Annotated in this window: 24 protein-coding genes, 1 other RNA gene and 1 riboswitch; of the genes, 5 read left to right on the forward strand and 20 right to left on the reverse strand. The window is 47.3% G+C overall.

The window, feature by feature from the left end; all coding sequences use genetic code 11:
- Positions 1-29 precede the first annotated feature (29 nt).
- The 5 genes from KIU71_RS00325 to KIU71_RS00345 all read right to left on the reverse strand — a co-directional run bounded on the left by KIU71_RS00325 (position 30) and on the right by KIU71_RS00345 (position 4,523).
- Complete coding sequence (locus KIU71_RS00325; protein ID WP_214129094.1) at positions 30-833, reverse strand: phosphotransferase; 804 nt, start codon at positions 831-833, stop codon at positions 30-32.
- A 26-nt stretch (positions 834-859) separates the two neighbouring features.
- Positions 860-1,489 carry a nicotinamide riboside transporter PnuC gene (gene pnuC / locus KIU71_RS00330; RefSeq protein WP_214129095.1) on the reverse strand — a complete coding sequence of 210 codons (630 nt, stop codon included), beginning with the start codon at positions 1,487-1,489 and terminating at the stop codon, positions 860-862.
- On the reverse strand, positions 1,482-1,763 hold the full coding sequence (locus KIU71_RS00335; RefSeq protein WP_214129096.1) for a YkoF family thiamine/hydroxymethylpyrimidine-binding protein: 282 nt from the start codon (positions 1,761-1,763) through the stop codon (positions 1,482-1,484). Before KIU71_RS00335 ends, pnuC begins: the two co-directional genes overlap by 8 nt.
- Positions 1,764-1,776: 13 nt before the next feature.
- On the reverse strand, positions 1,777-3,864 hold the full coding sequence (locus tag KIU71_RS00340) for a TonB-dependent receptor (RefSeq protein ID WP_214129097.1): 2,088 nt from the start codon (positions 3,862-3,864) through the stop codon (positions 1,777-1,779).
- A 51-nt stretch (positions 3,865-3,915) separates the two neighbouring features.
- Positions 3,916-4,034, reverse strand: a riboswitch (TPP riboswitch).
- Positions 4,035-4,094: 60 nt separating this feature from the next.
- Positions 4,095-4,523: an acyl-CoA thioesterase gene (locus KIU71_RS00345; protein WP_214129099.1), complete on the reverse strand. Its 429-nt coding sequence runs from the start codon at positions 4,521-4,523 to the stop codon at positions 4,095-4,097.
- A gap of 64 nt (positions 4,524-4,587) precedes the next feature.
- Between KIU71_RS00345 and KIU71_RS00350 the strand changes: the two genes are divergently transcribed.
- A complete protein-coding gene (locus KIU71_RS00350; protein WP_214129101.1) occupies positions 4,588-6,684 on the forward strand; it encodes a GNAT family N-acetyltransferase in 2,097 nt (698 codons plus the stop codon).
- 336 nt (positions 6,685-7,020) lie between these two features.
- On the opposite strand, the gene KIU71_RS00355 is transcribed toward KIU71_RS00350, so the two are convergent.
- From KIU71_RS00355 to KIU71_RS00380, 6 genes are read right to left on the reverse strand one after another with little or no spacing between them, the layout of a single operon-like run.
- Positions 7,021-8,286: a tetratricopeptide repeat protein gene (locus tag KIU71_RS00355; RefSeq protein ID WP_214129102.1), complete on the reverse strand. Its 1,266-nt coding sequence runs from the start codon at positions 8,284-8,286 to the stop codon at positions 7,021-7,023.
- Positions 8,287-8,288: 2 nt separating this feature from the next.
- A complete protein-coding gene (locus tag KIU71_RS00360) occupies positions 8,289-8,900 on the reverse strand; it encodes an energy transducer TonB (RefSeq protein ID WP_214129103.1) in 612 nt (203 codons plus the stop codon).
- Position 8,901: 1 nt separating this feature from the next.
- Positions 8,902-9,300 carry an ExbD/TolR family protein gene (locus KIU71_RS00365; protein ID WP_214129104.1) on the reverse strand — a complete coding sequence of 133 codons (399 nt, stop codon included), beginning with the start codon at positions 9,298-9,300 and terminating at the stop codon, positions 8,902-8,904.
- A 12-nt stretch (positions 9,301-9,312) separates the two neighbouring features.
- Positions 9,313-9,837 carry a MotA/TolQ/ExbB proton channel family protein gene (locus KIU71_RS00370; RefSeq protein WP_214129105.1) on the reverse strand — a complete coding sequence of 175 codons (525 nt, stop codon included), beginning with the start codon at positions 9,835-9,837 and terminating at the stop codon, positions 9,313-9,315.
- 1 nt (position 9,838) lies between these two features.
- On the reverse strand, positions 9,839-11,197 hold the full coding sequence (locus KIU71_RS00375) for a MotA/TolQ/ExbB proton channel family protein (protein WP_214129107.1): 1,359 nt from the start codon (positions 11,195-11,197) through the stop codon (positions 9,839-9,841).
- Between the two features lie 6 nt (positions 11,198-11,203).
- The gene (locus KIU71_RS00380; RefSeq protein ID WP_214129108.1) at positions 11,204-11,968 is read right to left on the reverse strand and encodes a DUF3450 domain-containing protein; all 765 of its coding nucleotides are present in this window, start codon (positions 11,966-11,968) and stop codon (positions 11,204-11,206) included.
- Positions 11,969-12,323: 355 nt separating this feature from the next.
- On the opposite strand from KIU71_RS00380, the gene KIU71_RS00385 reads away from it, so the two are divergent.
- Positions 12,324-12,830, forward strand: a complete 507-nt coding sequence (locus tag KIU71_RS00385; protein WP_214129109.1) for a hypothetical protein — start codon at positions 12,324-12,326, stop codon at positions 12,828-12,830.
- A gap of 84 nt (positions 12,831-12,914) precedes the next feature.
- On the forward strand, positions 12,915-13,481 hold the full coding sequence (locus tag KIU71_RS00390; protein ID WP_214129110.1) for a 2OG-Fe(II) oxygenase: 567 nt from the start codon (positions 12,915-12,917) through the stop codon (positions 13,479-13,481).
- Between the two features lie 2 nt (positions 13,482-13,483).
- Here the strand turns inward: KIU71_RS00390 and KIU71_RS00395 are convergent, their stop codons facing one another.
- From KIU71_RS00395 to KIU71_RS00420, 6 genes are all read right to left on the reverse strand, one after another.
- Positions 13,484-15,280, reverse strand: a complete 1,797-nt coding sequence (locus tag KIU71_RS00395; RefSeq protein WP_214129111.1) for a putative 2OG-Fe(II) oxygenase — start codon at positions 15,278-15,280, stop codon at positions 13,484-13,486.
- Positions 15,281-16,231 carry an aspartyl/asparaginyl beta-hydroxylase domain-containing protein gene (locus tag KIU71_RS00400; RefSeq protein ID WP_214129112.1) on the reverse strand — a complete coding sequence of 317 codons (951 nt, stop codon included), beginning with the start codon at positions 16,229-16,231 and terminating at the stop codon, positions 15,281-15,283. It abuts the gene before it with no gap.
- Between the two features lie 68 nt (positions 16,232-16,299).
- Positions 16,300-16,572 (reverse strand): hypothetical protein, encoded by a 273-nt coding sequence (locus KIU71_RS00405; RefSeq protein ID WP_214129113.1) that lies wholly within the window; start codon positions 16,570-16,572, stop codon positions 16,300-16,302.
- A 3-nt stretch (positions 16,573-16,575) separates the two neighbouring features.
- Positions 16,576-17,700, reverse strand: coding sequence for a prolyl hydroxylase family protein (locus tag KIU71_RS00410; protein WP_214129114.1), 1,125 nt, complete (start codon positions 17,698-17,700; stop codon positions 16,576-16,578).
- 66 nt (positions 17,701-17,766) lie between these two features.
- On the reverse strand, positions 17,767-20,562 hold the full coding sequence (locus tag KIU71_RS00415) for a TonB-dependent receptor (protein ID WP_214129116.1): 2,796 nt from the start codon (positions 20,560-20,562) through the stop codon (positions 17,767-17,769).
- A 190-nt stretch (positions 20,563-20,752) separates the two neighbouring features.
- Positions 20,753-21,862 (reverse strand): tryptophan 2,3-dioxygenase family protein, encoded by a 1,110-nt coding sequence (locus KIU71_RS00420; RefSeq protein ID WP_214129117.1) that lies wholly within the window; start codon positions 21,860-21,862, stop codon positions 20,753-20,755.
- A gap of 153 nt (positions 21,863-22,015) precedes the next feature.
- Here KIU71_RS00420 and KIU71_RS00425 point away from each other — a divergent pair, with 153 nt between their 5' ends.
- Positions 22,016-22,282, forward strand: a complete 267-nt coding sequence (locus KIU71_RS00425; RefSeq protein WP_214129118.1) for a late competence development ComFB family protein — start codon at positions 22,016-22,018, stop codon at positions 22,280-22,282.
- Positions 22,283-22,320: 38 nt separating this feature from the next.
- On the opposite strand, the gene ffs is transcribed toward KIU71_RS00425, so the two are convergent.
- An RNA gene (gene ffs / locus KIU71_RS00430) (signal recognition particle sRNA small type) lies at positions 22,321-22,417 on the reverse strand.
- An 88-nt stretch (positions 22,418-22,505) separates the two neighbouring features.
- Positions 22,506-23,558 carry a Glu/Leu/Phe/Val dehydrogenase dimerization domain-containing protein gene (locus tag KIU71_RS00435; protein WP_214129119.1) on the reverse strand — a complete coding sequence of 351 codons (1,053 nt, stop codon included), beginning with the start codon at positions 23,556-23,558 and terminating at the stop codon, positions 22,506-22,508.
- Between the two features lie 200 nt (positions 23,559-23,758).
- On the opposite strand from KIU71_RS00435, the gene KIU71_RS00440 reads away from it, so the two are divergent.
- The gene (locus KIU71_RS00440; RefSeq protein WP_214129120.1) at positions 23,759-24,226 is read left to right on the forward strand and encodes an Lrp/AsnC family transcriptional regulator; all 468 of its coding nucleotides are present in this window, start codon (positions 23,759-23,761) and stop codon (positions 24,224-24,226) included.
- Positions 24,227-24,237: 11 nt separating this feature from the next.
- Here KIU71_RS00440 and maiA read toward each other — a convergent pair whose 3' ends face one another.
- Complete coding sequence (maiA, locus tag KIU71_RS00445) at positions 24,238-24,888, reverse strand: maleylacetoacetate isomerase (RefSeq protein WP_214129122.1); 651 nt, start codon at positions 24,886-24,888, stop codon at positions 24,238-24,240.
- Positions 24,889-24,896: the final 8 nt, after the last annotated feature.

Consider the following 24,896-nt stretch of genomic DNA (forward strand, 5'->3'; position numbering starts at 1 on the left):
CGTATGCAAGCCTAAAGGTAAAGAAAAATTTAGGCGTGTTTCATATGCTCAGTGATTGCCGCGTACCACAACTGATAAGTCAGTGTAACCAGAGGCTCATGCCGTGACACACCATTCTGAACCTGCGACAGCTCGATCCCGGTAAGGTCTGCATAATCGCTGATCAACATCATCTGCTGCGGTTGACTCAAACGGTTTATCGTCATACTGGATGCTAAATCAAAGTACCGGTTACCTGACGCACAGTATTCCCAATCGATAATCATGGGTTGCTCGTAATCGATCACGTGATTAAAGGCAAGATCGTTGTGACAAAATACAACATCGTCGGCTGCATTCGCAGACGACGAGGCCGCAAAAACCAGTTCCTCTGCTCGCCGCGTCAGCTTATGGTTTTCACTCAGCTTGGCCGCTTCAATATATTGTTGCCATTGACTCGGCAAGTCGAGACGCGTCGTCGTAAGCTTCACCGAATGGATGGCGGCGAGTGCTGCGGCCAACGCACGAATTCTTTCCGCTTGCGGTAATACCGACAACGGCACCGGATTATGCGGTACCCATTCCTCCGCGTAGAATCCCTGTTTTTCACACAGATAGAGGGGCTTCGGCGCGATACCCACTTTGGCCAGTTTCTGCTGAATGGCGAACAGCGATTTACGCGCCCTACCCGTTGACTGATCAGCAAAAAAACGTTTGACCAAATAACGTTGTTCACTGCACTTTAGGCAGTACACCGCGTTGATCAGGCTTTCATTAACACTACGAATACTCATTGGCCCTTCGCAGTCAATCTTGCTCAGTAACCCTTCGGGAAGTTGTTCAATTGTGAGCACGTTACATCCTTAGTTAATCTCGCTCGTTACACTTGCGCTTCACGCTGTGCCAACCACTGAATCCGCCATTCTCGGTAACCGTAGAGTGCCAGCAGCGTATAGACGCCAAACAACATGCTGGTTAACCATAATTCAACCTGCCAATACAACCAACAGGCAACGAGGTTGATCACAATCCAGTATAGCCAATTTTCCAGCTTTTTGTGGGCAACCAATACCGTCGTGATGACACTGGCCACCGTGACAAAAGCGTCGGTATAAACAAAGGGCGTCGAGACAAAAAGCTTGGTCAACAATGCTAACAGTAAAGTCACTATGCCTATCGACACCGCAATACCCGCATGTTGAGTGGCCGTAAAGGTGGAAATAGGCAGAATGGCGGCACCGGAATGTCGCCATTGCCAAAAACCATAAACAGCCATCACTACGTAATAGCCATTTAACACGGTTTGATAGGGCAAACTGACCTGCCAAAATAGACCCACGTACAACAGCGTGCTGATAAATGCGCACACCCAGCAAAGAATACTCTGCCGGGCTGCGAGTATCACATACCCAAGCGCTAGTACAACCGCTGCCACTTCCATGGCGTGCATCGAACTTGCCTGCGCGACTAACTGCTCACTTACGCTGTGAACAACTTCAGACTCAAGCATCACGCGTCTCGTACAACCCAACTCCCACTGAATCACCCAGTAAAAATTTGCAGACTAAGATTGCTTGCCCCGTTTGTTGATGAACGCGCAAAATCTCCTGACCGAGAATATCAAACAAACGCGCGTGTTCACCGCGAACATGCGTGCAAGTCGTCATAACAACAACCTCAAATTCAGGGTAGGACTGGATGCGCTCGATAAAATCACCGATGATATCCAGAAAATTCTGGCTCAACGGGTAGAGAGAAATTTCCGCAGTACATATTGTCGTCATCTTTATTTCCTTTTTAAAATGAGTAGCGTGCGGTCACACCAACCTGTCGACCTGCACCAAACTGGTAATAAGGCTCCGGTGTCGCATAGCCAAATTCACCGTCTCTGGGATCGTTGCTGAATCCACCGAAACCGCGCACAAAGTAATCTCTATCAAATACGTTCTTGGCCCAAAACTGCAACTGCCAGTGCGTCATTTGGTATTCAATCGCCGTATGCAGCAGTGCAGAGCCTGGTGAACGCACATCGTGCCCATCCGAAAAACGGTAATCATCTTTAACATCCATTTCCACCCGCCAAAGAACATTGTCAGTCAAGAAGAGTTCGGATGCGAGATGCCCCGTCCAGCGAGGTGCTTGGGCTTGCTCCTGACTGCGCACAAAGGAACCGTCAGCAGTTTCATAGTCTTCGAAAGTGGCATTTAAGTACCCGAGATTTAACGCGATTTGCCAATCATCGGTCACCTGCCATTCAGATTCAAATTCAACACCTTTGTTCGTTCCGACACTCGCATTTGCGATGACGTCAATGAAATCCGTACTGCCATTGTCTCGCAGCAACACATCGAAATCGTTGATTTGAGTGTCTTCTCTGTCCATGTAAAAGGCGGCTAATCGCATACCCACTTTGCCGTCGTAGAACCGCTGTTTAGCACCAAACTCGTAGTTCCAGTTATACTCAGGTGCGTAAATTCGGGCGGCATCGCTGACCCGTTCATCGGGGTTAAACCCTGCCGTTTTGTAACCACGCGATACACTGCCGTAGACAATCGCGTTGGTGGAGAGTTGATAATTTACACTGGCTTTTCCACCGACCAACGTGTCGGAACTTTCTTCTGCGAAACCGCTATTGTCCCGATAATCTAGTGTTGAACGTTCCACACGAATGCCAATCTGCGCGGTTAAACGCTCGGTCAGCGCTGAATCCAAACGTAGATAAGCAGCTACATTATCCGGTTCATACTCGCTCTCAAAATCACTGTCGGCAAAGGTGTAGTTTCGCAGTAAAGATTCTTCGCGTTGACGCAGCGCGACGCCAGCGACCCAGTCGACTGAATGACCCGCTATTGATAACGGCTGGGCAGATAGCAAACGTAACTCGGCAGTATGACTCTCAACATCTCGAAAATACGAATCGAAAGAGCTGTAGCCGTTCGGATGAAACCCGTCAAATGTCCAATCTTCATCGTAGCCATACGCAATATCAGATGTCGCGTAGGAGGCGATGAACTGATACAGCACGTGTTCCGTGTCAAACTGCGCTTTTACACTCGCCGCATGCGTTTCGTTTTGATCAAAGCCTGGCTCGTCGGAGCGTGTACGTCGATCATTGTCGAGTGAAAACGCATCGTAGCTATTGTCGACATCAAAGTAGCGATAATTAAACAAAATTGATGCGTTATCAGACGGAGAATATACATACGCAAGGCGGCCAAAGCGTTCGTCTGTGCCATTGGTATCATCACGTTGTAAAAATATATTGTCTATTTCACCGTCACTGCCCTGCTCTATCCATGACACACGAAAACCGTTTTCCTCATTGATGTCGTCGCCGTAGGCAAACCCAGCACGCCACGTATCATGCTGTGCATAGGATAGCAGTACTTGATTACCTAGGTCGGCGCCCGGCGCAGTGCCCACAAAGCGTATCGCCCCTGCCAATGCACCAACACCAAACTCAGTGGCTTGCGGACCACGTAGAATCTCAACCTGTTGAATATCAAAAGGGCTTGCCAGCGCGAACATACCAAACAAGTCAATGTTGTCGACCTCAAAACCGACTGAGGCATTTTGTGGCTCAGAAAACTGACTGCGCTCACCAATACCGCGAATTTGCACAAAGCGCCCTCTCGATGCACCGCTGGCAAAGTTCACATTGGGAGCTGCGTTTAGGAGGCTATCAAGATGCTGCGCCTGGCGTTGCTGGAGTTGACGTTTATCCAGGATCGTGGCACTTGCAGCCAACTGTTCCACACTAATTTGACGAAAATCAGACGTGACAAGAATGCGTTCAATATCAGCGTCGTCGTCATTAGCTTGGGCGTTAAAAGAAGCGGCGCATAGCAATGCGCATTTCGATAAAGTGAAAATTTTTCTATTCATAAGGATCTCTTCGTAAAGCAATGAAAAGAACCGGTTTTGGGGCAGGTGTTAAAGTGCGTGCTTTACCATTCCTACGCCGGCATTATCCGGATCAGGTAAAAGGGTTTTCCATTTGGAATCTCAGCAAAGCGTGTCACGTGTGACAATGCTTAGCACCCCTTGGTCGGCGCTGATTTATTCAGCGCTGGGCGATGTTATCACTGCTGGCAGAAAAAGCCAGCGGTGATGGGTTAATCTTCGCTGCGCGGGAGAAAATTCAACGTTTTCAATTCATCCTTGGTTTGCCGCTCTAAACTTTCCATCGTTTTGCCGTGCTGAACCGGCATACGTGTTGTCGGGTCCACTTGTACAAAAACGATATCGTCTGCAAGGCAAATCGTCTTTTTAGTGGCTTTATTTCTGACTAGGCAGGTTACCGTAATCGATGTTCGGCCTACTTTTTTGGTTGCCAAGCCAAACTCAACGATATCACCTTGTAAGGCTGGTGATTCAAAACTAATTTCGCCGATATGCTTGGTCACCAAACAGTTGGTTTCTAGCTGACAAATCGCGTAAATGGCCGCTTCTTCGTCAATCCACTCCAGTGCGCGCCCACCAAATAACGAACTGGCATAATTTAAATCATTTGGCATTACTAAACGTCGAGATAAAAAACGCATACTTTTTCCTATACACTGCAACAATGTGTTGCGAAAAGCTGATTGAATAAGCAAAGAAGTATAGATGAATCTCCCCGTAGATGTTGTTAAACGCCTTTCTCAATGGTTAATTGCGCGTAGTAAAGATGTAAACCACCGTCAAATTCTGCTTCTTAGTGTCGCTCACGACGAAGGTGAAGCACTTGCCGAACATATTGTCAGTCACGAAAAAGCAAATGAGCTGTTATGGGTCGGGCGACGAAGCAGCGCAAAACCTTTCATACACTATCAACAGTACAAAAACTATTTGGGTCGCGAATACGCCTGCGTTGTCTACAATACGTCACCCATTTTGCATATTAACGCGCTCATGGCGCTATCAGGAACGATTCGGGCTGGCGGGCTGCTGGTGCTTATCGCACCACAGTGGGATCAGTGGGCATTGCAACTTAACACGCTGCCACAGCAATCTTACGGTGTCGGCGATGACGAAAGTCGCTTTGCGCTCATCCTTCAAGCGTCGTTGCTATCAGATCCCACCACCGCCCGTGTAACACGTCACGGAAATTCAGCGCCAACACTGCATTTGCCCATCACAACAAGATTAGAAACACAGTCGAGACCACACCATTTAACGACTGAAGCCAGACTATCAGCCATTTTTCGTCCGTCACAAGAACAGGAAATTCTCGCGCAGAAAGTATTCCAATTTTTTCAGCAGCATACCACGTGCTGTGCAACATTGACGGCCCATCGAGGGCGCGGTAAAACCTGGTTACTGGGTTATATTGCTGCTCTTCAATTGAAAACGGGTTTGTCTATCGCCGTCATCGCGCCGCAATCGGCATCCGTCAAAGCCTTGTTTGCGCATACGGACGCAGTCAGTAAGGAGCGAGAAGGCCTTCAATTTTTAGCACCGGATAGCCCATTAATTACCCAAAATCACTATGACGTCGTGATTGTCGATGAGGCCGCCAGTATTCCCGTGCCACAACTCAAAAAAATATTGAGTCAACACACACGCTTTATTCTTTCTACCACATTGGATGGTTACGAGGGCAGTGGGCTGGGGTTTACGCAACGAGTTCTCCCTCTACTTTCGTCACTGGTATCGAAACATGTGTTACACGAACACCTTGTTGAACCGATGCGCTGGTATGACAACGACCCAATAGAAAACCTGTGGCAAAAATTTATTTCCCGCCGCGTCGATAGTGACAGTGCCGTGGGGAAACCAGAAGACGCATCGTTCAGCACCCTGCGAGGTGATGCTCTCACTCAGCATAGCCACTGGGTGGATAGTGCATTCCAACTGCTACAGCTTGCTCATTATCAAACGACCCCTCAAGATTTGGTTCGTCTGTATGATGCTCATGATTCAGTCGTATTCATTCTCACATCAGAAAACAATCTGCTTGGCGCCGCCGTCGGCATTATCGAAGGCGGTGAAGCACTCAGCGACGTAGCAGACGACATAGCAAAGGGCGCGCGTCGAGTACACGGACATCTCAGTGCGCAACAAATGGCCCTAGCAACGGCCAACCCATCGGTCGCTATGTTAAACTTTCTGCGAATAAACCGAATTGCCATCACTCCCATGCTGCAACAGCAAGGGCTAGGGTCTCTGTTATTGGATCATATCTACCGCTGGTGTGAAAAACAGCGCATTGATGTCATCAGTTCGGTATTTGGCTCCAGTACGTCGCTCAAGGCGTTCTGGCGGAAAAACGCTTTTTCAATACGCACACTGTCTGGTAAAGCGAACAAGGCAAGCGGATTAGTGAATGAATTATGCTATCGCACCCTCAATGCTAATTCGGCAGAACTACTCGTCGACGCAGCCCAACAGAGTGCTGAAACCGCGTTACGTAAAGCGCAAGACTTCATTCATGGGCACCGCAGCTATAGTCAGGTTAGTAGCGCGCTGAATCTTCTGGCAGCGCAGCATTGGTTCGATTCAATTACGCCTAAGGATGATTTGCAAGCGGTTATATTGCCAGCCTTGCAACATGCGAAGCTACCAGAACAACTACATCCGGCTAATTTTCACATAATTGCATCCTCGCCCAAAACCGCTTCATCGACACCAATCGCGAAAGAGCAAATGTCTGCCACTAAACAGCAGATTTACAAAGCACTACAAGCGCTGGTGCGTTTTGCGCTCACTGAAAACCAGCGTTGATCGTCTCTTTGTCATCGTCCAATGCGGACTCTGGACAAGTGTGATGGTTTGTGTTTGTTAACTTGGGATAGCTAACTCAGGCACGCAGCGCTCGAAGTCTTGACTTTAGGCTGTTTCCAAGCTGCAAAGACGCCAATCTTCCTTCACGTAACTGCCTTGTTCTGGCGCTATACGCGGCTACTGAATCGCTTTAATAAGAATAAGCGCGAGAGGTGAGTTGCTGCGGATCTTCATATTCCGAATTCACGATACCTACGATTAGCGCGAAATGCGGATAATATTATTCCAAAAAAAAACGCCTCACTGAGTGAGGCGTTTTGCTAAGTTTCTAAGCTATCAGGAAACCTTGATACCCCGATTTTTCGCTTTCTCGCGAATGTAGGGTTCCCAAGCCGCCGCGTTACGACGGGTAGAACTGTCTTTCTTCGCTTCTTTAACGTGCTCGAAAGCTTGTTTAAAGTTACCTGCGTAGAAATTGGCTTCCATCAAGGAGAAATGGATTTTACCAGCGTCTTCGGCGCCACGGTCGAGCGCATTGTTTAATGCAGTAATCGCATCCTTATAACGCTCGGCTGTCAGCAACAATACACCCTGCTTACGATAATGCTCAGGATCTGAACTCAACTTAGCAGCTTCGCCATAATACTGCGCAGCTTCCTCGTAGTCTTTTGCCTGATGTAGCGTGTTAGCCAACGAAGCGAGACTGTCTGCATCCCTCTTGATTAAACCGCTCTTAATGTACTTCTCCTGGATTTCAGCAGACTTGTGCGGAATATCATTGGTCGCATACAACTGCGCAAGCGCTTTAATCTCAGAAACCTTAGTTAAATGGCCTTGAATATACGCCATTTCAAACGTCGATAGAGCGAGCTTATAGTTTTCAACTAACATGTAGAAGAAACCTAACTGGCTCCACCACTGACGTGTTTCTGGGAACTCTTGTACCAGAGTTTCAGCAACCTTAACCGTTTCCGGGTACATCTTACGTTCGTAATATGAGGTCAACTTCAACACATAAGGGTTCTTATTGGGCTCTTCATACAGCGCAATTGCCTTGTCGGCTGGGTCAATCATTTTGTCCAATTGCCCCATCTCGTAATAAGCATTGGCAATACGTGTGTACACGTCTGCTTCTTGCTTACACGTGATGTCCATCCACTGCTCGTAATAACTGATCGCTTCACTGTACTTCTTCTCTTGCATGTTGAGATCACCCAACAGCTTAAGCGTCTGAGTATGCTCAAGATCATTAAGAACGCGTGGATTAACAGCGTCTTCAAGATAACCCAAGGCTTTCATACCCTGACCATCTTGTGCAGCAAGCAAATTACCAATAAAACGTTGCACATACGCTTTGTCAAAGTCGTCTGACGCGTCAATGTCGTAAAGCACTTCAAGCGCTTCATCAACCTGATCCAAGTTATAAAACTCAAACGCTTTTTGCACTTTTTTACCAGTACGTTCTCCGACCAGTGTCGTTTTACCCTGTTCGTAACCCGGACATTGGATCGGTGCAGACGACTGCGCCTGTACTGCTGTAGAGAGCAGCATAGAGGCGCTTAATACTGAGCTAATTAATGAAATTTTAAATAATTTTTTCATCGCTATTGCTCCAATGTAAAGTCAAGCTGAACAAACATGTTGTACTGTTTCTGAGGCTTCCCATCAACAATCTTTGGTTTGTACTTCCACTTAGACAGTGCACGGCGCGCTTCACGATCAAACAACCGTTTCGGTTCAGCATCCAATACAACGATATCGTCAACGCCACCAACTTCATTGATGGTAAATTGCAGACGTACCCAACCCTCTTTACCGTCACGTGCAGCCTGTACAGGGTACTTAGGATCGATACGTACAATAGGTGTGGCTTCGCCATCACGTGCCATCGCACCCACGCCACCAATATCAACACCCACACCACCTGTATCAATACCAGGTACCACTAAACTAAAACCATCTGCATTTGGCTCTTCGGCTTCAGGTTCTGTCTGCTGAAGCTTGGGTGGCTCCTGAGGCGGTGGTGGTGGCGGAGGCGGTTTACGCGTACGTGTCTGCGTGTCTTCATCCGGCTCTGCCATCACGATGTCAATAATCGGCGCAGGAGGCACTTCATCTGCCGGTCGCGCCGAGTTTTCGATCAGCTTCGCCATAACGACGAACAAACCAAAAGCAATCGCGGCACCGACTAAAATTGAAAGTATAAATCTAACCATTTTACCCCCTCGCCGCTACGGAAACGCGGTCAACTCCAGCATCTTTGACCTGATCCATAATTTCTACAATCAGACCATGCTTCGCTTTTACATCAGCTTGAATGATCACGTAGTCCGTTGGTTGCTCGGTCAAAAGACGCTCGATATTTGCGCGAACACTATCAGCAGAAACTTGACGCTTGTCCAACCAAACATCGCCATCTGCTGTTACGGCAATAAAAATATTGGCATTTTTATGCAACACAGCGTTGTTGGCATCTGGTTTGTTAACTTCTATCCCGGCTTCTTTAACAAAAACCGTTGTTACGATGAAGAAGATCAGCATGATGAACACGATGTCAAGCATCGGTGTCATGTCAATTGCTGCATCTTCTTCTGGCTCTCTAACTTTACGACCCATATCAATCTCTCTCTAGTGATGCGGCAAGCTATCAACCAAACCTTCTTTGGCCATTTTTGCTTTCGCTTCGATACGCGAGCTGACAAATAGGCCTGATAGTGCAGCAACCATACCCGCCATCGTCGGGATTGTTGCCATCGATATACCGGCAGCCATTACACGAGCGTTGCTTGTGCCTTGCGTCGCCATCGTTTCAAACACGGTAATCATTCCAGTCACAGTCCCTAGTAACCCTATTAGAGGACACATAGCCACTAAAGTTCGAATAATTAACAATCTTGCGTTCAAAGCGTCTGACGCTTGTGAAATCCATGCGTCACGGATTCTATGCGCATACCATGAAGTGGTGTCTTTCCGAGCATCCCAATCAGCAATAATCTTGCTTTTTAACTTGGGAAACACTGCGGTCAAAAACCAATAGCGCTCAATCATTAAAGCCCACATGAGGAAGAGCGCAGCGGCGACGAAATACAACACGTCACCGCCAGTAGCGATAAATTCCCTGACAGATTCCCATAATCCAATCAGGTAAAGCATATTAAGCTTTCTCCGTCTCAGCGTGCGTTGCAATGATACCCGCAGTTTGCTCGTCCAATACGTGAACGATTGTTTTACTGCGTGATGCAACGATGCTATGAGTCAAAATAAGTGGTAGAGCAGCGATAATACCCTGCGCCGTTGTTACCAACGCCATTGAAATACTGCCCGCCATCATACGAGGGTCGCCAGTACCAAACAGAGTGATTGTTTGGAAAGTTGCAATCATACCTAATACCGTACCGAGTAGACCCAGTAATGGCGCGATAGCCGCAAAAATCTTAATGACATTGATACCCGCCTCGATACGTGGCAATTCACGTAAAATGGCTTCATCCAACTTAAGCTCAAGGTTCTCTGCATCAGCATTCTTATTCTCTTGATACACTTTCAAAATGCGACCAAGAGGGTTGCTGCTTGAAGGATTACCTGGGTTCTTAAGCTGTGAGTTAATTTTGCTGTTGATAAGCGTCAACGTGATGAGTTTGTAGAGACCAATCAATAAACCAATAACCAACATACCGGTAATGACATAACCTACGATACCACCTGCGTGATAACGTTCAGCAAGTGTCGCTTTTTGCTTCAACAAGCCTAAGATTTGACCGCGTGATGGATCTGCGTAAAACGGGACAATACCTGATGTAGCTGAACGTAGTTCATCAGCAGACTCAACCAGATAACCATCAGGTTGACGTCCTAGTGGTTGAACAGCGTCAGTTGCATCGTCGTAAACCAAGTAGCCTTCGTCACCAATCAGGTTGAACGTACCCACACGCACAACTTCCTGCGTTGTCGTACCGCCATCGAGGCTGATGACCTCCGTAGTGAAGCGTGATACCTGACCAGACTCAGTCATTTCAGTTTGAAGTGCAAACCACAGGTCTTCTAACTCTTCAATGTTCGGTAGACCTTTCGACTCTTCCGACATACGCGCTAAAAACTCATCGCGACCGGGGAACTCAGCACTGACGATAGACGTTGAAATCCGACCGTACGCTTCAGCAGACGCTTGACGCACCACACCAAACATTTCACCCAAGGTACCGGATGCCTGATCAAGTTCGATTTCTTTTTCAGTCAACGTCGTTTCGTTCTGAGCAAACTGGTCAGCAAGGCGATCACCGCGATCCTGCTCAGCCTTAAGCTCAGCTCTAGCACGGTTCAACAACGCTTGTTTATCGGCACGCTCCGAGCGGAACTCTGCTTCGCGTTGTTCATTAATACGCGCTTCAGATACACGATTTTTCTTAACTTGTTCGAGCAAATCTTGCAGCGTGTTATTGCTTTGTGCGAAGGCACTGGTTGATAACACGGTTACAGTTGCCGCTGTAAGTAATGTTTTCATCATTCTTTTCATTACTGATTACTCCGCAGCTTGAATTGGTAATTTGATCAGATCAGGAGGGATGATGCCTTGCGCCATCTTCACTGCGTCAACAACCGACTTAAGGTATTCATCACCAAGTTGTTGCCAACTACGTTGTTCATTATCCCACACCCATGCAGATGTCTGATCTAATGAAAGAGCCAGTAATGCTGTACGACCAAGGTTGAAGAAATCTACCGTTACCTCTTGACCCCCATCGTTGATTACACCTTGATAAGATGCGATGCGAGTGCCGTAATCATTTTCGATTTGATACGCTTCGATCACCTGACGGAACTGCTCAGACACCGTCACGTTCGAGCTGGCCATAATGTCGCGCAAACGCTCAACACGCTCTTTACGCTCTTCCAGATTAATTGGAACATCAAGCTCGATGAACTGCTCAAGGCTATCAATCATGCGGAACATCAACGGCACGATACCTTGTTTAGTTTTCTCGATACTATCGATTTGACGTTGCAAAGAATCGATTCCGCGCTGTTGGTCAGCAACTAGCGTAGCAATGTAATCGTTGTAAACTTTAAGATTCTCAGTTTCATCGACAACGCTTCGATACTCGACCAGCAATTCCTGTGATTGCTCAAACAAAGCGTTTACTTTTTCTTGAGATTTTGCAGCTGCCGCGTGAATTTTTGCCTCTTCGTTATGAAGTTCGCTCAGCGGATCTGCAGAGACAATGGCGCTACTACCGAATGCGAATGCACCGATTACGGTAGAAGCAATAAGAGTTCTCTTGCTCATATTGGACATAGTTCCCAACCAATTTTCTTGTTCGAATCCTCGCCAAAACCGATAGTCAGCGGCAAGGGGCTATTAAACCGTTCGTTATATTTAGATGAATGTGGACGACTTACAATCGCCCACTACACAGCGATGGTCACATGGATAGGATTATAAAGTCAAGCTGGCAGGGATGAATTGGGCACTAATTGTTAACTAATGGTAAGCAGCTTTGTTTATCTAAAACAATGATATTGAGTAACTTTTAAGCAGCTTTGAAACATGTTTAACAATTAGTAACAAAGGTTCAGGTGATTTGTCACGAAATTTGGCTATGATCAAAGCTCATATTCGGAAACGACAGGGAAATTGAATCATGAAACTAAACTTATCGACATGGTGCAAAAGCGCCGTAGTTATTGCCACCTTATGTGCCGCGGCACCAAGTTTTGCTCAAGAGCGCACAACTGAAGGTATGTGGATGACTGAATATAACAACATGGTTGAAAATGGCCTATATGCCTTGAGTGCTAAAAACTATGACGTCGCGTACGAAAAATTGCATACTGCCGCTGAATGGGGCAGTAAAGAAGCCCAGTTTTATTTGGCACAAATTTATTTGAATGGTTGGGGACGAGAGCCAGATTATAAGCAAGGATGGCTATGGCTGAACGTTGCGTTGGAACAACGCTCGCAAGAATGGCGAGACGCCGAGCGACAAATTTCTCGCGCATTGCCTGAGGACTTCATCAAAGCGATGCAGCCGTTCGTTGAACAGCATATTGCGACCTATGGTGCTGATGCAAAAGACTTGCGCTGCGTCAAGCGCACGAAAATCGGCTCGAACATCAAAGAAATTATGTGTGAAAAACGCACCTACTAAACACCGCTAAACATGCTTATAATCTGCATACGTTGAGAATGGCAGCCGCCTTCATGGGCGGCTGCCTGATGTTACAGGACGATAATGCACTACGCCCCAACCTACCATACTCTGGTCGACAACAGGCCCATTTGGGTGTTTGACGACATTTGTACACTTTCTGAAATTAAGCATCTTTATTCTGGGTTAGATAACAGCGCCTATAAACGCAATGAAGTTGCGCGTCCAGACACACAGGAGCATAAACACTGGGCAGTGAACCTAGCCGAGCCGCAAATTCTCGCTTTACCGCTTTATCAAAAACTCATTGCAGCGGTCAATCAAGTGACTGAAGCACAGTATCAGGCGTATCGGGGCTACTGCAATCACGCAGCTTTTGGCGACATGCTCTTCACGCACACAGACTGTTTACCCAGCAGTAACGAAATGACAGCATTGGTTTACGTCGCCCCAGAATGGGACATTGAGTGGGGTGGCGAGACGCTATTTTTTAACAAAAATGATGATTGTGCATTCGCATGCACGCCCAAGCCAGGTAGAGTTGTCTTGTTTCATGGTGCAATTAAGCACGTTGGCCGGCCTCCCAATCGCATTTGTTACAAACCAAGATTCACACTGGCATTCAAATTAGAACCAGCCAGTAATCGCTAACGCTATTTCGACGGTATCATATCAAACGCAATCGTGAGGCGCCGCCCCTGTTGAGTGAAGGCTCGTGTGCCATGCCACATAAACGAGGGGAAAAGCGCCAACATACCGGCTTGGGGTTTTATCGCGTAATCCGCATCCAGCGATAATTGTTCAATCTCTGGTCGGCCAAACTGCAACCACCCTTCTCCCCCTTCATCAACGGCGCTCGGTACATCAACGTAAAAGACGCCACTCAACCACCCTTGAGGATGAAAGTGTGAGGTATGAAAACCGCCACAACGCAGGTTAACCGACCATGAGCCAGTATACCTTGGCTGCTTTTGGGCGTGTACAAGAAACGGATGTTTCTTATCGCGCTGTTGCGCTGCCACAAACGCGGTCGCCGTAGCCGATATCCAATCTTTTAATGATTGGATGGTCGGGTCAGGGTCATCGAATATGTCTTCGAACGTCTGCGAGCCATTGCGCAATGATTGACCAATGGGATGCTGAGTGTCACTGTGAAGTTCGTCCAGCTTTGCCACTAAAGCCGGTAAAAAGTCTGTCGGTCTGTCATTGACGATTGAGGCGCAAAACACCTGCCGATAGTCACATAGCCGAACATAATCTTCATGCTTATTTTGCAGTTTTATGGCCGTGGATAGGAGTGTCCACCAGCCTTGGTTGTCAGGTTCACGTTGAATTAATCGTCGGTAAATTGTTTCCGCATGCTTGCCATCCGATGAGGCCAAGGCAATGTAGCCCCGCTCATTCTCAATTACCGACGATGACGGCTTACCCTCTCTTTGCATAGCCTGTTCGATATACGCTTGAGCTTCTTTGAGATTGCCCGACAAGCGTGCCAATCGAGCGCTGTACAGGTACATGGGAGACGACTGAGGAAAAAGTGAACGTGCCTTCTCAGTCAGCGGCCTGACCAGCTCATATTGTTCTGCATTTAGAAGAAGATTAAGCGCTGCTTGCCACAGCGCTTGATGGTGCTCTTGAGCGTGCAGTGCATTCACTAATGGCGTAAAAGCCTCAGCATCATTCTGTTGCCACGCGAAATGCGCATATTCAACGTGAACATTGATATTATCCGGAGCCAACTCGAGTGCGCTTAAATAATGTTGGCGCGACTGTTCAAACGATTTAACCAAAGCGTACATTGCAGCAACAGTAGAATGGAGTTCAGCATTCCCAGGCTGTACCGCGATGGCCGACGTTAACAATGTGATGGCTGCAGGGTAGTCTTGTTGCACACGATATGACTTGACCATATTCAGCACCAAGCGTGGATTTTGCAAGCCGGATGGTTGCTGGAGCAGCTCAGAATAGATTGCCAACGCTCGTTGATTGTTGCCGAGCTCTCGCATTGCGTCTGCAATACCGAGCCTGATCAGCATGTTGTTTGGCTTTATACGATCTGCATTTTGGTAGCTTTTCAGTGCCAACTCGTACTGTTTCTGTATCGCCTGAACCCGCCCTAAGTTAATCAGAGCGTCAACGAAATTAGCATCTATCCTCAACGCTTGCTTAAATTGCCGTATCGCCAATGATGTATCGCCATTATCCACTAAAGCATTGCCGTAGCTATTCAAGATGGGCGGCGCATTCGGAAAGCGCCGCAGTAGCTTCACATAGCCAGTCTGTGCTTTTTCGACACGTCCTGTGAAGCGTAATGCGCCAAGAAAGCACAGGCCACTGCCTGGATCACAGGTGGCCAGGTTTGTGTGCTGAGAAAATAGCTGGATCACCTGCTCATATTGCTTGCCGCGATATGCTTGCATGAGTTGTTGTGTCAATAACGACGGATTCATCTACAGCCCCTTATCTAAACCAGACAAACGCCCGACGCCTTGCTTCCATTGATGATGGACATCAAAAAACCTCGCTAGGGCGTTTCGTTCACCGAGCGTTAAGTCAGGATGCCAGATATCGAGGATTAACACGCTGCGAGGCACTTCACCCTCGTTTTTCGCACTGTGTAAGAATGAGTCATCAAACACCATGGCTGAGCAGCCGTCATGCCAATGAAAAACCTGCCCACCCGCTGTGAGGCTGGCGTTGGGGTTAACGTTTAACGCCACATGAAGCGTTAGTTTGATATTTGTCAGTCCATAATGAGGCGGGATAACAGCCTTCGGCACGAGCGTCGATACAAAAGCTTCTGGGGCAAACGGTGGACACTGAGCTATTAATGGATCATCTAAAAAAGAAGAAAACGTGCTGGGCAGCGTCTTGAGTATCGGCTGAGCTTCACCACCTATCATTAACTGTACCGACTGCCAATCAGTGTATAGTTTTTGCCAGTCATCTTGTTGAGGTATATTGTCGAATCGAGTCAAATAACTTTCAGTACTTGAATGCTCAAAGTGCCCTAACAATGATGCTGCGAGATTGTCAGCAAGGGTTCCCAATCCTGATAGCAACTCAACCGGCCAAAAAGGTTGAGCAGTCAGATCCGGCACATAAAAAAAACTCGGTTGCTGGTTGGCCAGCGCGAAAACTTTGGGTGTTAAACCGACGAACATGTCTACCGCTTTTTTTAAGCGCGTTGAACAATGGACAACACTGCCAAGTGAATCATAAAGCGCCTTGCGCGAGAGATTTGCGGCATTGGCTTTATGCTGCGACCGCCACACTAAGTTGACTGATTCGCCTCGGGAAATGACAGCGTCATACCAACTATTATAGGAATCTAGCGCTGCGGCATAATCTTGCGCGTTTAACGCCCGTATTACCGCACTTTCAAAAGAACTTAACGACATGTTACTCACTAAACGTAAAAACGCCCTTTCGGGCGCTTTAAATCACACAATCAGTAGGGAAAACCGACTTATTCGCCATCGGCTCCTGATGTCACACCACCGCGCTGCAAGCGACGCAAGCCTTCACGACCCGCCTCTTCTTGCGCAGCTCGCTCTTCAGCAGTGCGGCATACGCGCGTCATCATGTTGGACCCTGTGCGACGCTCCATTTTGCAAATGACACCATCGTCCTTATCAATCGCAGCAACATTCTGCTCACTGCTAGACGATGAGGATGCAGTGTCGGTGCTGTTACATCCCGCTAATGCCAATAAACCGACTACCAAAAAAATATACTTCATAATTTAACCCCTGTTAGGATAGACAACGTCCCCGTAGTGCGTTGTCGACTCTCGGATCCATTTTGTGAGAACCCACTTACTCCCTGCCGTAACTGGATTTCCAGCATGATAGGAATCACGCAACACACTACCATCATGAGCCAAATTATCAAACACTAAAATATCACCTTTCGACGCTTTTAAACGTAACTTTCGTTTAGGGAAAATCGTTTCACCGCCTTCGTACTGATCGGAAAGGTAATAGATGGCGGTCTTAACGCGCTGCCCACCATCTTGCAGGAACGTTTTAAATTGGGGCCCTTCGCCGATGATAGCGTCATAATGTGGCTTGTATTCCTGCCCTTCGACATAGCGTAGTAGGCTAAACGGCTCACCACGCGCTGCGGAAACGCCCGCTAATGACTCTGTCAATTTATCGAGGTACAGGATAAACCAATTGATCAAATCTGGGGTAACAAGAACAACATCACTGGTGCGAACACTGTGTTGAATGCTCTCACCACTTACGGGGTCGAGCACCCGTGATGGAGCCAAGTGTTTGCTTAGCGCTTGCGTAATATATGAACACGCAACGGGTGAGACGGCTTGGCTGTAAATAACGATACGTTCATCATCACACATCATGTTGGGCTTTTTGCTAAACCGCTGATTAAACGACGCAACAGCGTCTTTAAACAGTGGTTCAAGGTCAGCATCACCGTTCTCTGCCGCACCGGCAACAGCGAATTCCGCCGCAAGGTCGGGAGCAGCGTCGAGCAAATAATTTGCATACACAGGATAAAGCGGCAATTGCCACATGATATCCAGCATGATTGCCATACTCTCAACATGACCATGAATGACCTCATGATGGAGGTCGACGACATCTTCTAATCGAAGTTCGCCACGATGGAAGAATACCTGTAACGTGACAAGGCGATGCAAAGCACCTACAACACCCGCCTCAGACTGGCGGCGCAGGAAATCAAATGCTGACTCTGGATCATTTCTAAAGTATTGCTCGGCAAGAAAGAGTGTCGCCTCTAAGTGGCCTAACTCAGCAGCTTGCTCTAAATGACCTATAGCACCCTGTGTATTGCGCTGACCAAAACAGTCTAGCGCTTGTTGAAAAAGAGATTCACCCGTCATAACACACTCAATTTGCACATAAAAAAAAGCCTCTCCGAAGAGAGGCTTTAGTCTACTAAGATATTCTTAGAAGTTCATGCTGAATCGAACGTAACCGAACTGTCCAGGTACTTCGTACATAGACGGGTCGAAGCTGTTCGCAAAGGTAGAGAACGACACTGGTGGATCTTGATCCAACAGGTTGTTGATACCCGCTGTTACGCGTAGGTTATCGTTAATGAAGTAACCTACTGAAACATCGTGGTAACCCATCGCGCTCAATACGTTCAGATCTGAACCATCTGGGCCTTCATTCGGGTTGCTACACAACACTTCGTTCAAATCGACGCCGTTCGCAGTACCGATTGCACAGTTTTCTGTTGTTTCGCCGATATGACGAATCAAGTAGTTAGCTGTCCAGTCGCCCATCACCCAGTTCAAGCTGATGTTGGCACGGATGCGTGGAACCACATCACGGTCGAACGCACGACCTGCTTCTTTGAACGTCGTTGCCTCACCTGACACAGGGTCGATAACAATCGTATTACGCTCATCGATGTAAGTACCATCAACGCGGAATTTAAAGTCACCGAAGTCAGTTTCGAAGTTGTACGCAAATTCCATATCGAAACCTGACGTTTCCTGACCACCTAAGTTCACCGCGCCATTAAACAAGTCTACAACGTTACCCGCTGGACCACGTTCGATAAGTGAACATAAGGTTACGCCGTCGCCCGCACAGGCATCAAGGATGTTCTGCGCACCCACTGTTGAAACTGCACCGTCAATTTCGATGTCAAACATATCGAACGTTAATGATGCACCTTCCAACCACTCTGGGCTATATACGATACCGTAAGTAAAGCTTTCCGCTTCTTCCGCTTGAAGATCCGGGTTACCACCCACGGTGATACGAATTTGCGAGTTAGGCTGCTCGTAAGACGCAGGGATACCAGCACAGCCTGGCAGGCTGCCACGGTCTGGGTTAGAGCCATTACAAGGGTCTACCAAACCAGGGAAGCTGTCTGCGTTACCACGGAACAATTCAATGATTGACGGTGCACGGAACGCTTCTGACCACGTACCACGAAGCATTAACTGCTCATTAACACGCCATTTCAAACCAATTTTACTGTTGGTTGTGTCACCGAAGTTGCTGTAATCAGAGTAACGAGTCGCTAGTTCTAAATCTAACGCTTCAACAAAATCTACATCAGCAATTAATGGAACGGCTAATTCTAGGTAGAACTCTTCAACACTAAATGAACCAGAAGTTGGTTGGCGAGCGTTACCCGAAGTAATACCAGCTGCAATCAAGGCATCTGGCTGATCAAAACCTGACTGCCAGCGTTTCTCGTAACCCGCGGCAAACGCTAGGAAACCAGCAGGCAACTCCATCACTTCACCAGTGACGTTCGCCTGATAGCTCTCAAGACCAGTGCTTGAAGCATCTTGTGCAGTGAAAGTGATGTAATCCAACATTTCTTGGGTAATTGAACCTTCACCAATACCGGTAGAGCCATTGAAAAGATCTAGAGGTACACAAGATTCGTCAGTCACACAGGCATCAGACAATGCAGCAGCAACACGGTCAGTGTTTAACAGACCTGTAGTTAGTTCGTTGTTGGTAATATCAGCATAGGTATAACCGACATCCCAGTAGAACTCACGGTCAGCAAATTCAAATACACCTTCAAAACCACCGTTAAACTGGAACTGGTCCACGTTTTGGTTAAACTGACGGAAGCCCGCTTCAAACATACGGCGACCTAATAGGAACAGACGGCCAGGTTCGCCAACGCCCACATCCGTAGACAACGCGTAACCTAACGGGTTGAACGGGTTATTTGCACCAATAGTGAAACCTGAGTCACCGAACGCTGTACCAATGAAAAGTGGTGTAGGTGCTAGAGCCTGCGCAGATTTACGGTTACCGTAGAATGCAGTGGCTGTTGCTGTCACATTGTCAGATAACTCATAACGACCTTGTGAATAAAGGTTAATACGCTCTTGAGGGGTCGATAAATAGTTAAACGGGGCAAAGTTAAAGCGGCTGCCTACGTTATCCCAAGGGATCAAACCACCGTTGCCGTCACCGAATAAGCTCTGGAAATCACCATTGTCATCGTAAAATGCGAAACGACCTTCAGGTGGAGCAGAAGAGCCACCAAAGCCTTGTGGAGTTCCGAATACAGGTGTTGCAGAGATGTCACGATCGCCTGCGAATGTAGGCTCTTCTTCTACGTAAGAAACGTTGAAGTAAATATTACCTTTATCGTTAGATGCACCGAAACCGATGTCATACGACTCAGAGTTTTTGTCGCCTTCGCTCAGGTACTCACCCATGTAAGCACTGGCGTGAAGACCGTCGAAATCTTGTTTAGTGATGATGTTAACAACACCGGCAACCGCGTCAGAACCGTAAACCGCAGAAGCACCGTCTTTCAATACTTCGATACGCTCAATGATAGACGATGGGATGTTGTTCAAGTCAACTGAACCGCCTAGGCCTGGAGACCAGCGCTTGCCGTTAACCAAAACCAATGTACGGTTAGAACCCAAACCACGGATGTTGATTGTAGTCGTACCGTCACCACCGTTGTTGTTGTTGGTGTTGATTGCTGAACCAGCAGAAGGAATTGCCTGAAGTACGTCACCAATCGAAGTGATACCGAAGCGTTCAATTTCGATCGCGTCAAGTACTGAAACCGGGTTTGCACCTTCGATGTCAGCGCGCTTGATGCGTGAACCTGTTACTGAAATTTTCTCAACTGAGGCACCCTCTTCTTGAGCGAATGCTGGAGCTGCGAAACCAAGCGTTGAAACTGCGCCGAATGCACAAGCCAACTTTACTGACTGTGCCAGCTTTGAGTTTGTAAACATGTATTGTCTCCCTGGACCACTATAAATTTAGTGATTGTTGTAACCGTTTTACGCGGTTTTTTATTAGTAAGGCAGTGAACCTCACGCCGATAATAACCATATCATCCGTGCGCGGTCAACTGCGTTTACACGGGGATTTAGAAAAGTTCATTATTTTTTTTTGAAATATTTTTTCCATGTAAAGCAATGTTTACACAGGCTGTTTAGCCGCTTGATACAAATGAAATTCGAGATAGCGTGTGACGTTGTCAGGAAGTTTCGGTAATAAATGCTTTGGTAACAAGAAGGTAGCCATATCGAAGAAGTCTACAAACACCCGATTCGCTTGGGTTGTGCGGTGCAAATACTGGTGACCGGCCGAACCGCCAGTACCAATTTTGCCGCCTAACATGCGATGAACCATCATGGCGTGGCGATGCCGCCAAATGGTCATTTTTTCATCAACTTCGGTGAGCAGCGTAATCAATTGGAACGGCAAATTGAATATCGGCTCTTGCGAATATTGCTTAATAAATAACGCAGACAACATTGCTTTCTGACTGAGACGAAACTGGCCTTGGTCAAGCAGCGACTGATACTTATCTGTGTTGAGAAGAGCATCAAACTTTTCCTGAGTTTGGCGCAGCGCTTCAAGTTCTTTTTTTCGTTGTTCTGCGGTTAATGTGCTGTTCTCTGCAATGGTTTTTTCGTCATCGGCGAGATAGTCGTCAGTCACTTGCTTGTACAGCGACCAAAATGAAAAACCGTCAATCTCAAGCAGCGGCATTCTCGCAAGCCATTTATCGACTAACTCAAACAAACTCGCTTTACTCTCTAAATCAGTTAAGTATTGTCGATCTGCTGCGGTTAATCGGGTATAGAATGACTCCTGATCAAAATCGATTCTGTATTCACGCTTCAATCCCAGCGAAATCTCCAATTGCTTAAACTGAATGCTTTGAAAACCCGACGCCGGCACCAGATAGTCCCGGAAGGCTAAAAATTCCTGTGGCGTCATGGTTTCCATCACACTTATCTGGTCATTCATAATTTGCTGAATTTGGGTAATGCGGCGCAAGCGATGTACAACCGTCGTTAAATCACGATCATCAACGCGTTCGTGCGAAAAAACTGAAATAATACTGTTTAATTCATGCAGAATTTGCTTGAACCAGAGTTCGTAGACTTGATGCACAATAATGAAGAGTGTTTCATCGTGCGCGGCCGTCGCGTATTTCTGACTTTGCAATTGCTGTGCGCCCAGAATTTTATCCAATTGAAGATAGTCACCGTAGTAAACGGGCGGAATGTTATTTTTCATTATTTCTACCTTGATGAGTAAACGCCCCTAGTTTAGCACTTTTCAGTGCGCGCTAAAGATAGGGTTTGATCATTGATTGGGTAAGACGTATAAACACAGGAACTTGATCCAATACACAGTCGCAGTGCTTACATTGCGCAGGAGAACATTGCCATGAAACTTGACGACGACATTCACAATTTTTATGAACAATTGGTGTTAGAGCGCATTGATAAACTGGGGCTAAACAAAACCAAACCGTCTGATTATCTGGCCGATTTGTGTTGCTTAGCGTTAAATCAAGTGCCACCACGCTATATACGCTATGAAGTTGATATGGCGTTTTATCTCCCGCAAAGTGAGCGGCAGCAAATGGAAATGAATGTCGCGAATGCGATTGAAAAAGCGATAGCATTCCTTGATCAGGACGAGCCCCGATGAAGGTATGAAAACCGTGTGAAACGCTGGAATTGGTGGCAAGCACCTAGCCACATCCCGGCACATGAGTCGTTTGCTGCGGCTGCTCCCTTCCGGGCCTGACCGGGTTCACAAAGTATCATTGCGGGAGGACCAAGTGCCTACCATTGAAAAACGCTGTAGGTAACAGCGGCGCGCATTATCCCTATTTGCTCAGGGGATTGCAACCGCTGTAACCGCCCCTAGACTAATTGTGTTTGAATCGCTCTTCAGCAATTAGATTTGCCACTCGGTTGGTTGCCATTTTCTCATTCGCACTGCGCGTAAATATCGCGCTTAGATTATCTCCGATGCGCTCGATATGCGCTTTCAAGTCGTCTGGGTTGGAATCAAAACGTTGATGATAAATATCAATCACGCCGCCGGCATTGATGACATAGTCGGGTGCATACAAAACGCCACGATCCAACAATTGCTCGCCGATAAGCTCGGTGCTCAATTGATTGTTTGCTGCGCCTGCAATCACCTTGGCTTGGATCATGTTAACTGACTCTTCACTGATGGTTGCGCCCATTGCACAGGGTGCAAGAACATCCGCAGGATAGGTAGTGATTTCTTCTGCTGGCACCACAGTTGCGCCAAACGCCTGTTCGACGCGCGCGGTATTATCACGATAAATGTCCGCTACCACTAACTTCGCGCCAGCCTTGTGTAAATGCTCGGCAAGGCGATAACCTACATGCCCTAGCCCTTGGATGGCCACAGTTAAGCCGTTAAGGTCTGAAGAAAATGCATGGCGAACTGCGGCCTGAATACCAACGAACACTCCGTAAGCGGTCGAAGGCGCTGGATTTCCGTCCGATGGCTGGCCGTCGTAGCGGTATTTAGCATTAATTCCCGCGATGTACTTTGACTGTTTCGCCATCGAGTGCAAATCATCAACGCTAATGCCCGAATCTTCTGCAGTAAAGTAGCTGCCACCCAACGAATCGACAAAGCGCCCCATCGACTCCATCATGGCCGGTGTTTTGATTTGGCGTGGATCACCAATGATCACTGACTTACCGCCCCCCAATGGCAATTCTGCCATGGCGTTTTTGTAGGTCATCCCTTTGGAAAGGCGTAAAACGTCAGTCAATGCCTCCGCACTTGAGCTATAAGGCCACATGCGGCATCCCCCCAGCGCTGGCCCAAGGTGAGTGTCATGAACGGCAATAATGGCTTGCAAGCCGGACGCTTTGTCGTGCCAAAAAGACACACGTTCATGGTTATCAAATTCTTTGTGATCAAATACACTCACGTTGGACTCTCTTATTGTTGGACTGAGTAGACACGCATGGTACTGGATGTTTCAGAGGACGTGCCTTGCCTTTTATCGAGTGGATAAGCAAAGTGGCTGAATTTCGGTTGCAAGCTCAACACTGTTAGTAGGATAATTGTCCTATAATTTTAACAACTCTCTTAACGGCTCCAGCACAACGCTGTCCGCGGCACATCATCATGAAACTAGACAAGTTTGATCGCGAGATACTTCGTGTAATGCAGCAAGATGCCACTGTCTCGATGGCAGACCTAAGTCAACGGGTGGGTCTATCTCATACGCCTTGTTGGCGTCGCGTTAAACGCATGGAAGCCGATGGCATAATCAAACGCAAAGTCACCATACTGGATGGGAAAAAACTCAATCTCGGCGTGTCAGTTTTTATTTTTGTCACATTAAAAAATCATGACGGCGAGTCACTCAATGACTTTGAACGTGCGGTACAGGGAATTGATGAAATTGTTGAATGCCACACCACCAGTGGCGATCGCGATTATTTACTTAAGGTTATTGTTGAGAGCATTGAAGAGTATGAGCATCTACTTAAATCGAAATTAACCCACCTTCCTCTGGTTGATCATCTGAGTTCTACGTTTGCGTTGAAGCAGGTTAAAAATACCACCGAGCTACCGATTAAAAACCAGTAACCCGGTTGTAACTACTGTGCATCCGGTTGGTTATCGGGATGGGCTCTTTGAAACGCCTCAATGCGGTTGCAATTTTTATGAATTTTACCAATCAGCGGGTATTGCGTCATATCGACGCCGAATCGCTCGGCATTGTAAACCTGCGGAACTAACACAATATCTGCCATGGTTAAATCAAAGCCGAAGCAAAATTTGCCCGCTCGGGTCTGCAGCCGTTTTTCAAGCGCGGAAAACCCTTTTTCTATCCAATGTTTGGCCCAGCGCGGCTTACTGTCCGGTGAGCAGCCGAACGACTCCAGCGATTGAAGCACGCGTAGATTTGCAAGGGGTTGCACATCACAAGCAATATCCTGAGCCAGTCCCCTTACCCTAGCCCTCTCCAACGCATGTTTGGGCAAGAAATGAATGTCGGATGGGTATTTTTCATCCAGAAACTCAATAATACTCATTGACTGGTTCAGGGTGAAATCTTCATCGTCGTCAATTAGGCAGGGTACTAAGCCCGCTGGATTACGCCGTCGATAGTCTTCGGCATTCTGCTCACCACCATTATTGACCAGATGGATAGGTGAATATTTATACTCTAATTGCTTGAGGTTCAGGGCGATGCGTACGCGGTAAGTTGCCGATGACCGCCAGTAACCTAATAAATGTAAACTCATAAACTCAT

It is taken from the genome of Alteromonas oceanisediminis (genome assembly GCF_018474025.1).
In the GTDB taxonomy this organism is placed as follows: Bacteria; Pseudomonadota; Gammaproteobacteria; order Enterobacterales; family Alteromonadaceae; genus Alteromonas_E; species Alteromonas_E oceanisediminis.

What these genes read in the sequence shown, in the direction of transcription:
- pnuC (WP_214129095.1), bottom strand. Translation starts at nt 1,489, where the DNA reads ATGCTTGAGTCTGAAGTTGTTCACAGCGTAAGTGAGCAGTTAGTCGCG.
- KIU71_RS00335 (WP_214129096.1), bottom strand. Translation starts at nt 1,763, where the DNA reads ATGACGACAATATGTACTGCGGAAATTTCTCTCTACCCGTTGAGCCAG.
- KIU71_RS00340 (WP_214129097.1), bottom strand. Translation starts at nt 3,864, where the DNA reads ATGAATAGAAAAATTTTCACTTTATCGAAATGCGCATTGCTATGCGCC.
- KIU71_RS00345 (WP_214129099.1), bottom strand. Translation starts at nt 4,523, where the DNA reads ATGCGTTTTTTATCTCGACGTTTAGTAATGCCAAATGATTTAAATTAT.
- KIU71_RS00350 (WP_214129101.1), top strand. Translation starts at nt 4,588, where the DNA reads ATGAATCTCCCCGTAGATGTTGTTAAACGCCTTTCTCAATGGTTAATT.
- KIU71_RS00355 (WP_214129102.1), bottom strand. Translation starts at nt 8,286, where the DNA reads ATGAAAAAATTATTTAAAATTTCATTAATTAGCTCAGTATTAAGCGCC.
- KIU71_RS00360 (WP_214129103.1), bottom strand. Translation starts at nt 8,900, where the DNA reads ATGGTTAGATTTATACTTTCAATTTTAGTCGGTGCCGCGATTGCTTTT.
- KIU71_RS00365 (WP_214129104.1), bottom strand. Translation starts at nt 9,300, where the DNA reads ATGGGTCGTAAAGTTAGAGAGCCAGAAGAAGATGCAGCAATTGACATG.
- KIU71_RS00370 (WP_214129105.1), bottom strand. Translation starts at nt 9,837, where the DNA reads ATGCTTTACCTGATTGGATTATGGGAATCTGTCAGGGAATTTATCGCT.
- KIU71_RS00375 (WP_214129107.1), bottom strand. Translation starts at nt 11,197, where the DNA reads ATGAAAAGAATGATGAAAACATTACTTACAGCGGCAACTGTAACCGTG.
- KIU71_RS00380 (WP_214129108.1), bottom strand. Translation starts at nt 11,968, where the DNA reads ATGAGCAAGAGAACTCTTATTGCTTCTACCGTAATCGGTGCATTCGCA.
- KIU71_RS00385 (WP_214129109.1), top strand. Translation starts at nt 12,324, where the DNA reads ATGAAACTAAACTTATCGACATGGTGCAAAAGCGCCGTAGTTATTGCC.
- KIU71_RS00390 (WP_214129110.1), top strand. Translation starts at nt 12,915, where the DNA reads ATGCACTACGCCCCAACCTACCATACTCTGGTCGACAACAGGCCCATT.
- KIU71_RS00395 (WP_214129111.1), bottom strand. Translation starts at nt 15,280, where the DNA reads ATGAATCCGTCGTTATTGACACAACAACTCATGCAAGCATATCGCGGC.
- KIU71_RS00400 (WP_214129112.1), bottom strand. Translation starts at nt 16,231, where the DNA reads ATGTCGTTAAGTTCTTTTGAAAGTGCGGTAATACGGGCGTTAAACGCG.
- KIU71_RS00405 (WP_214129113.1), bottom strand. Translation starts at nt 16,572, where the DNA reads ATGAAGTATATTTTTTTGGTAGTCGGTTTATTGGCATTAGCGGGATGT.
- KIU71_RS00410 (WP_214129114.1), bottom strand. Translation starts at nt 17,700, where the DNA reads ATGACGGGTGAATCTCTTTTTCAACAAGCGCTAGACTGTTTTGGTCAG.
- KIU71_RS00415 (WP_214129116.1), bottom strand. Translation starts at nt 20,562, where the DNA reads ATGTTTACAAACTCAAAGCTGGCACAGTCAGTAAAGTTGGCTTGTGCA.
- KIU71_RS00420 (WP_214129117.1), bottom strand. Translation starts at nt 21,862, where the DNA reads ATGAAAAATAACATTCCGCCCGTTTACTACGGTGACTATCTTCAATTG.
- KIU71_RS00425 (WP_214129118.1), top strand. Translation starts at nt 22,016, where the DNA reads ATGAAACTTGACGACGACATTCACAATTTTTATGAACAATTGGTGTTA.
- KIU71_RS00440 (WP_214129120.1), top strand. Translation starts at nt 23,759, where the DNA reads ATGAAACTAGACAAGTTTGATCGCGAGATACTTCGTGTAATGCAGCAA.
- maiA (WP_214129122.1), bottom strand. Translation starts at nt 24,888, where the DNA reads ATGAGTTTACATTTATTAGGTTACTGGCGGTCATCGGCAACTTACCGC.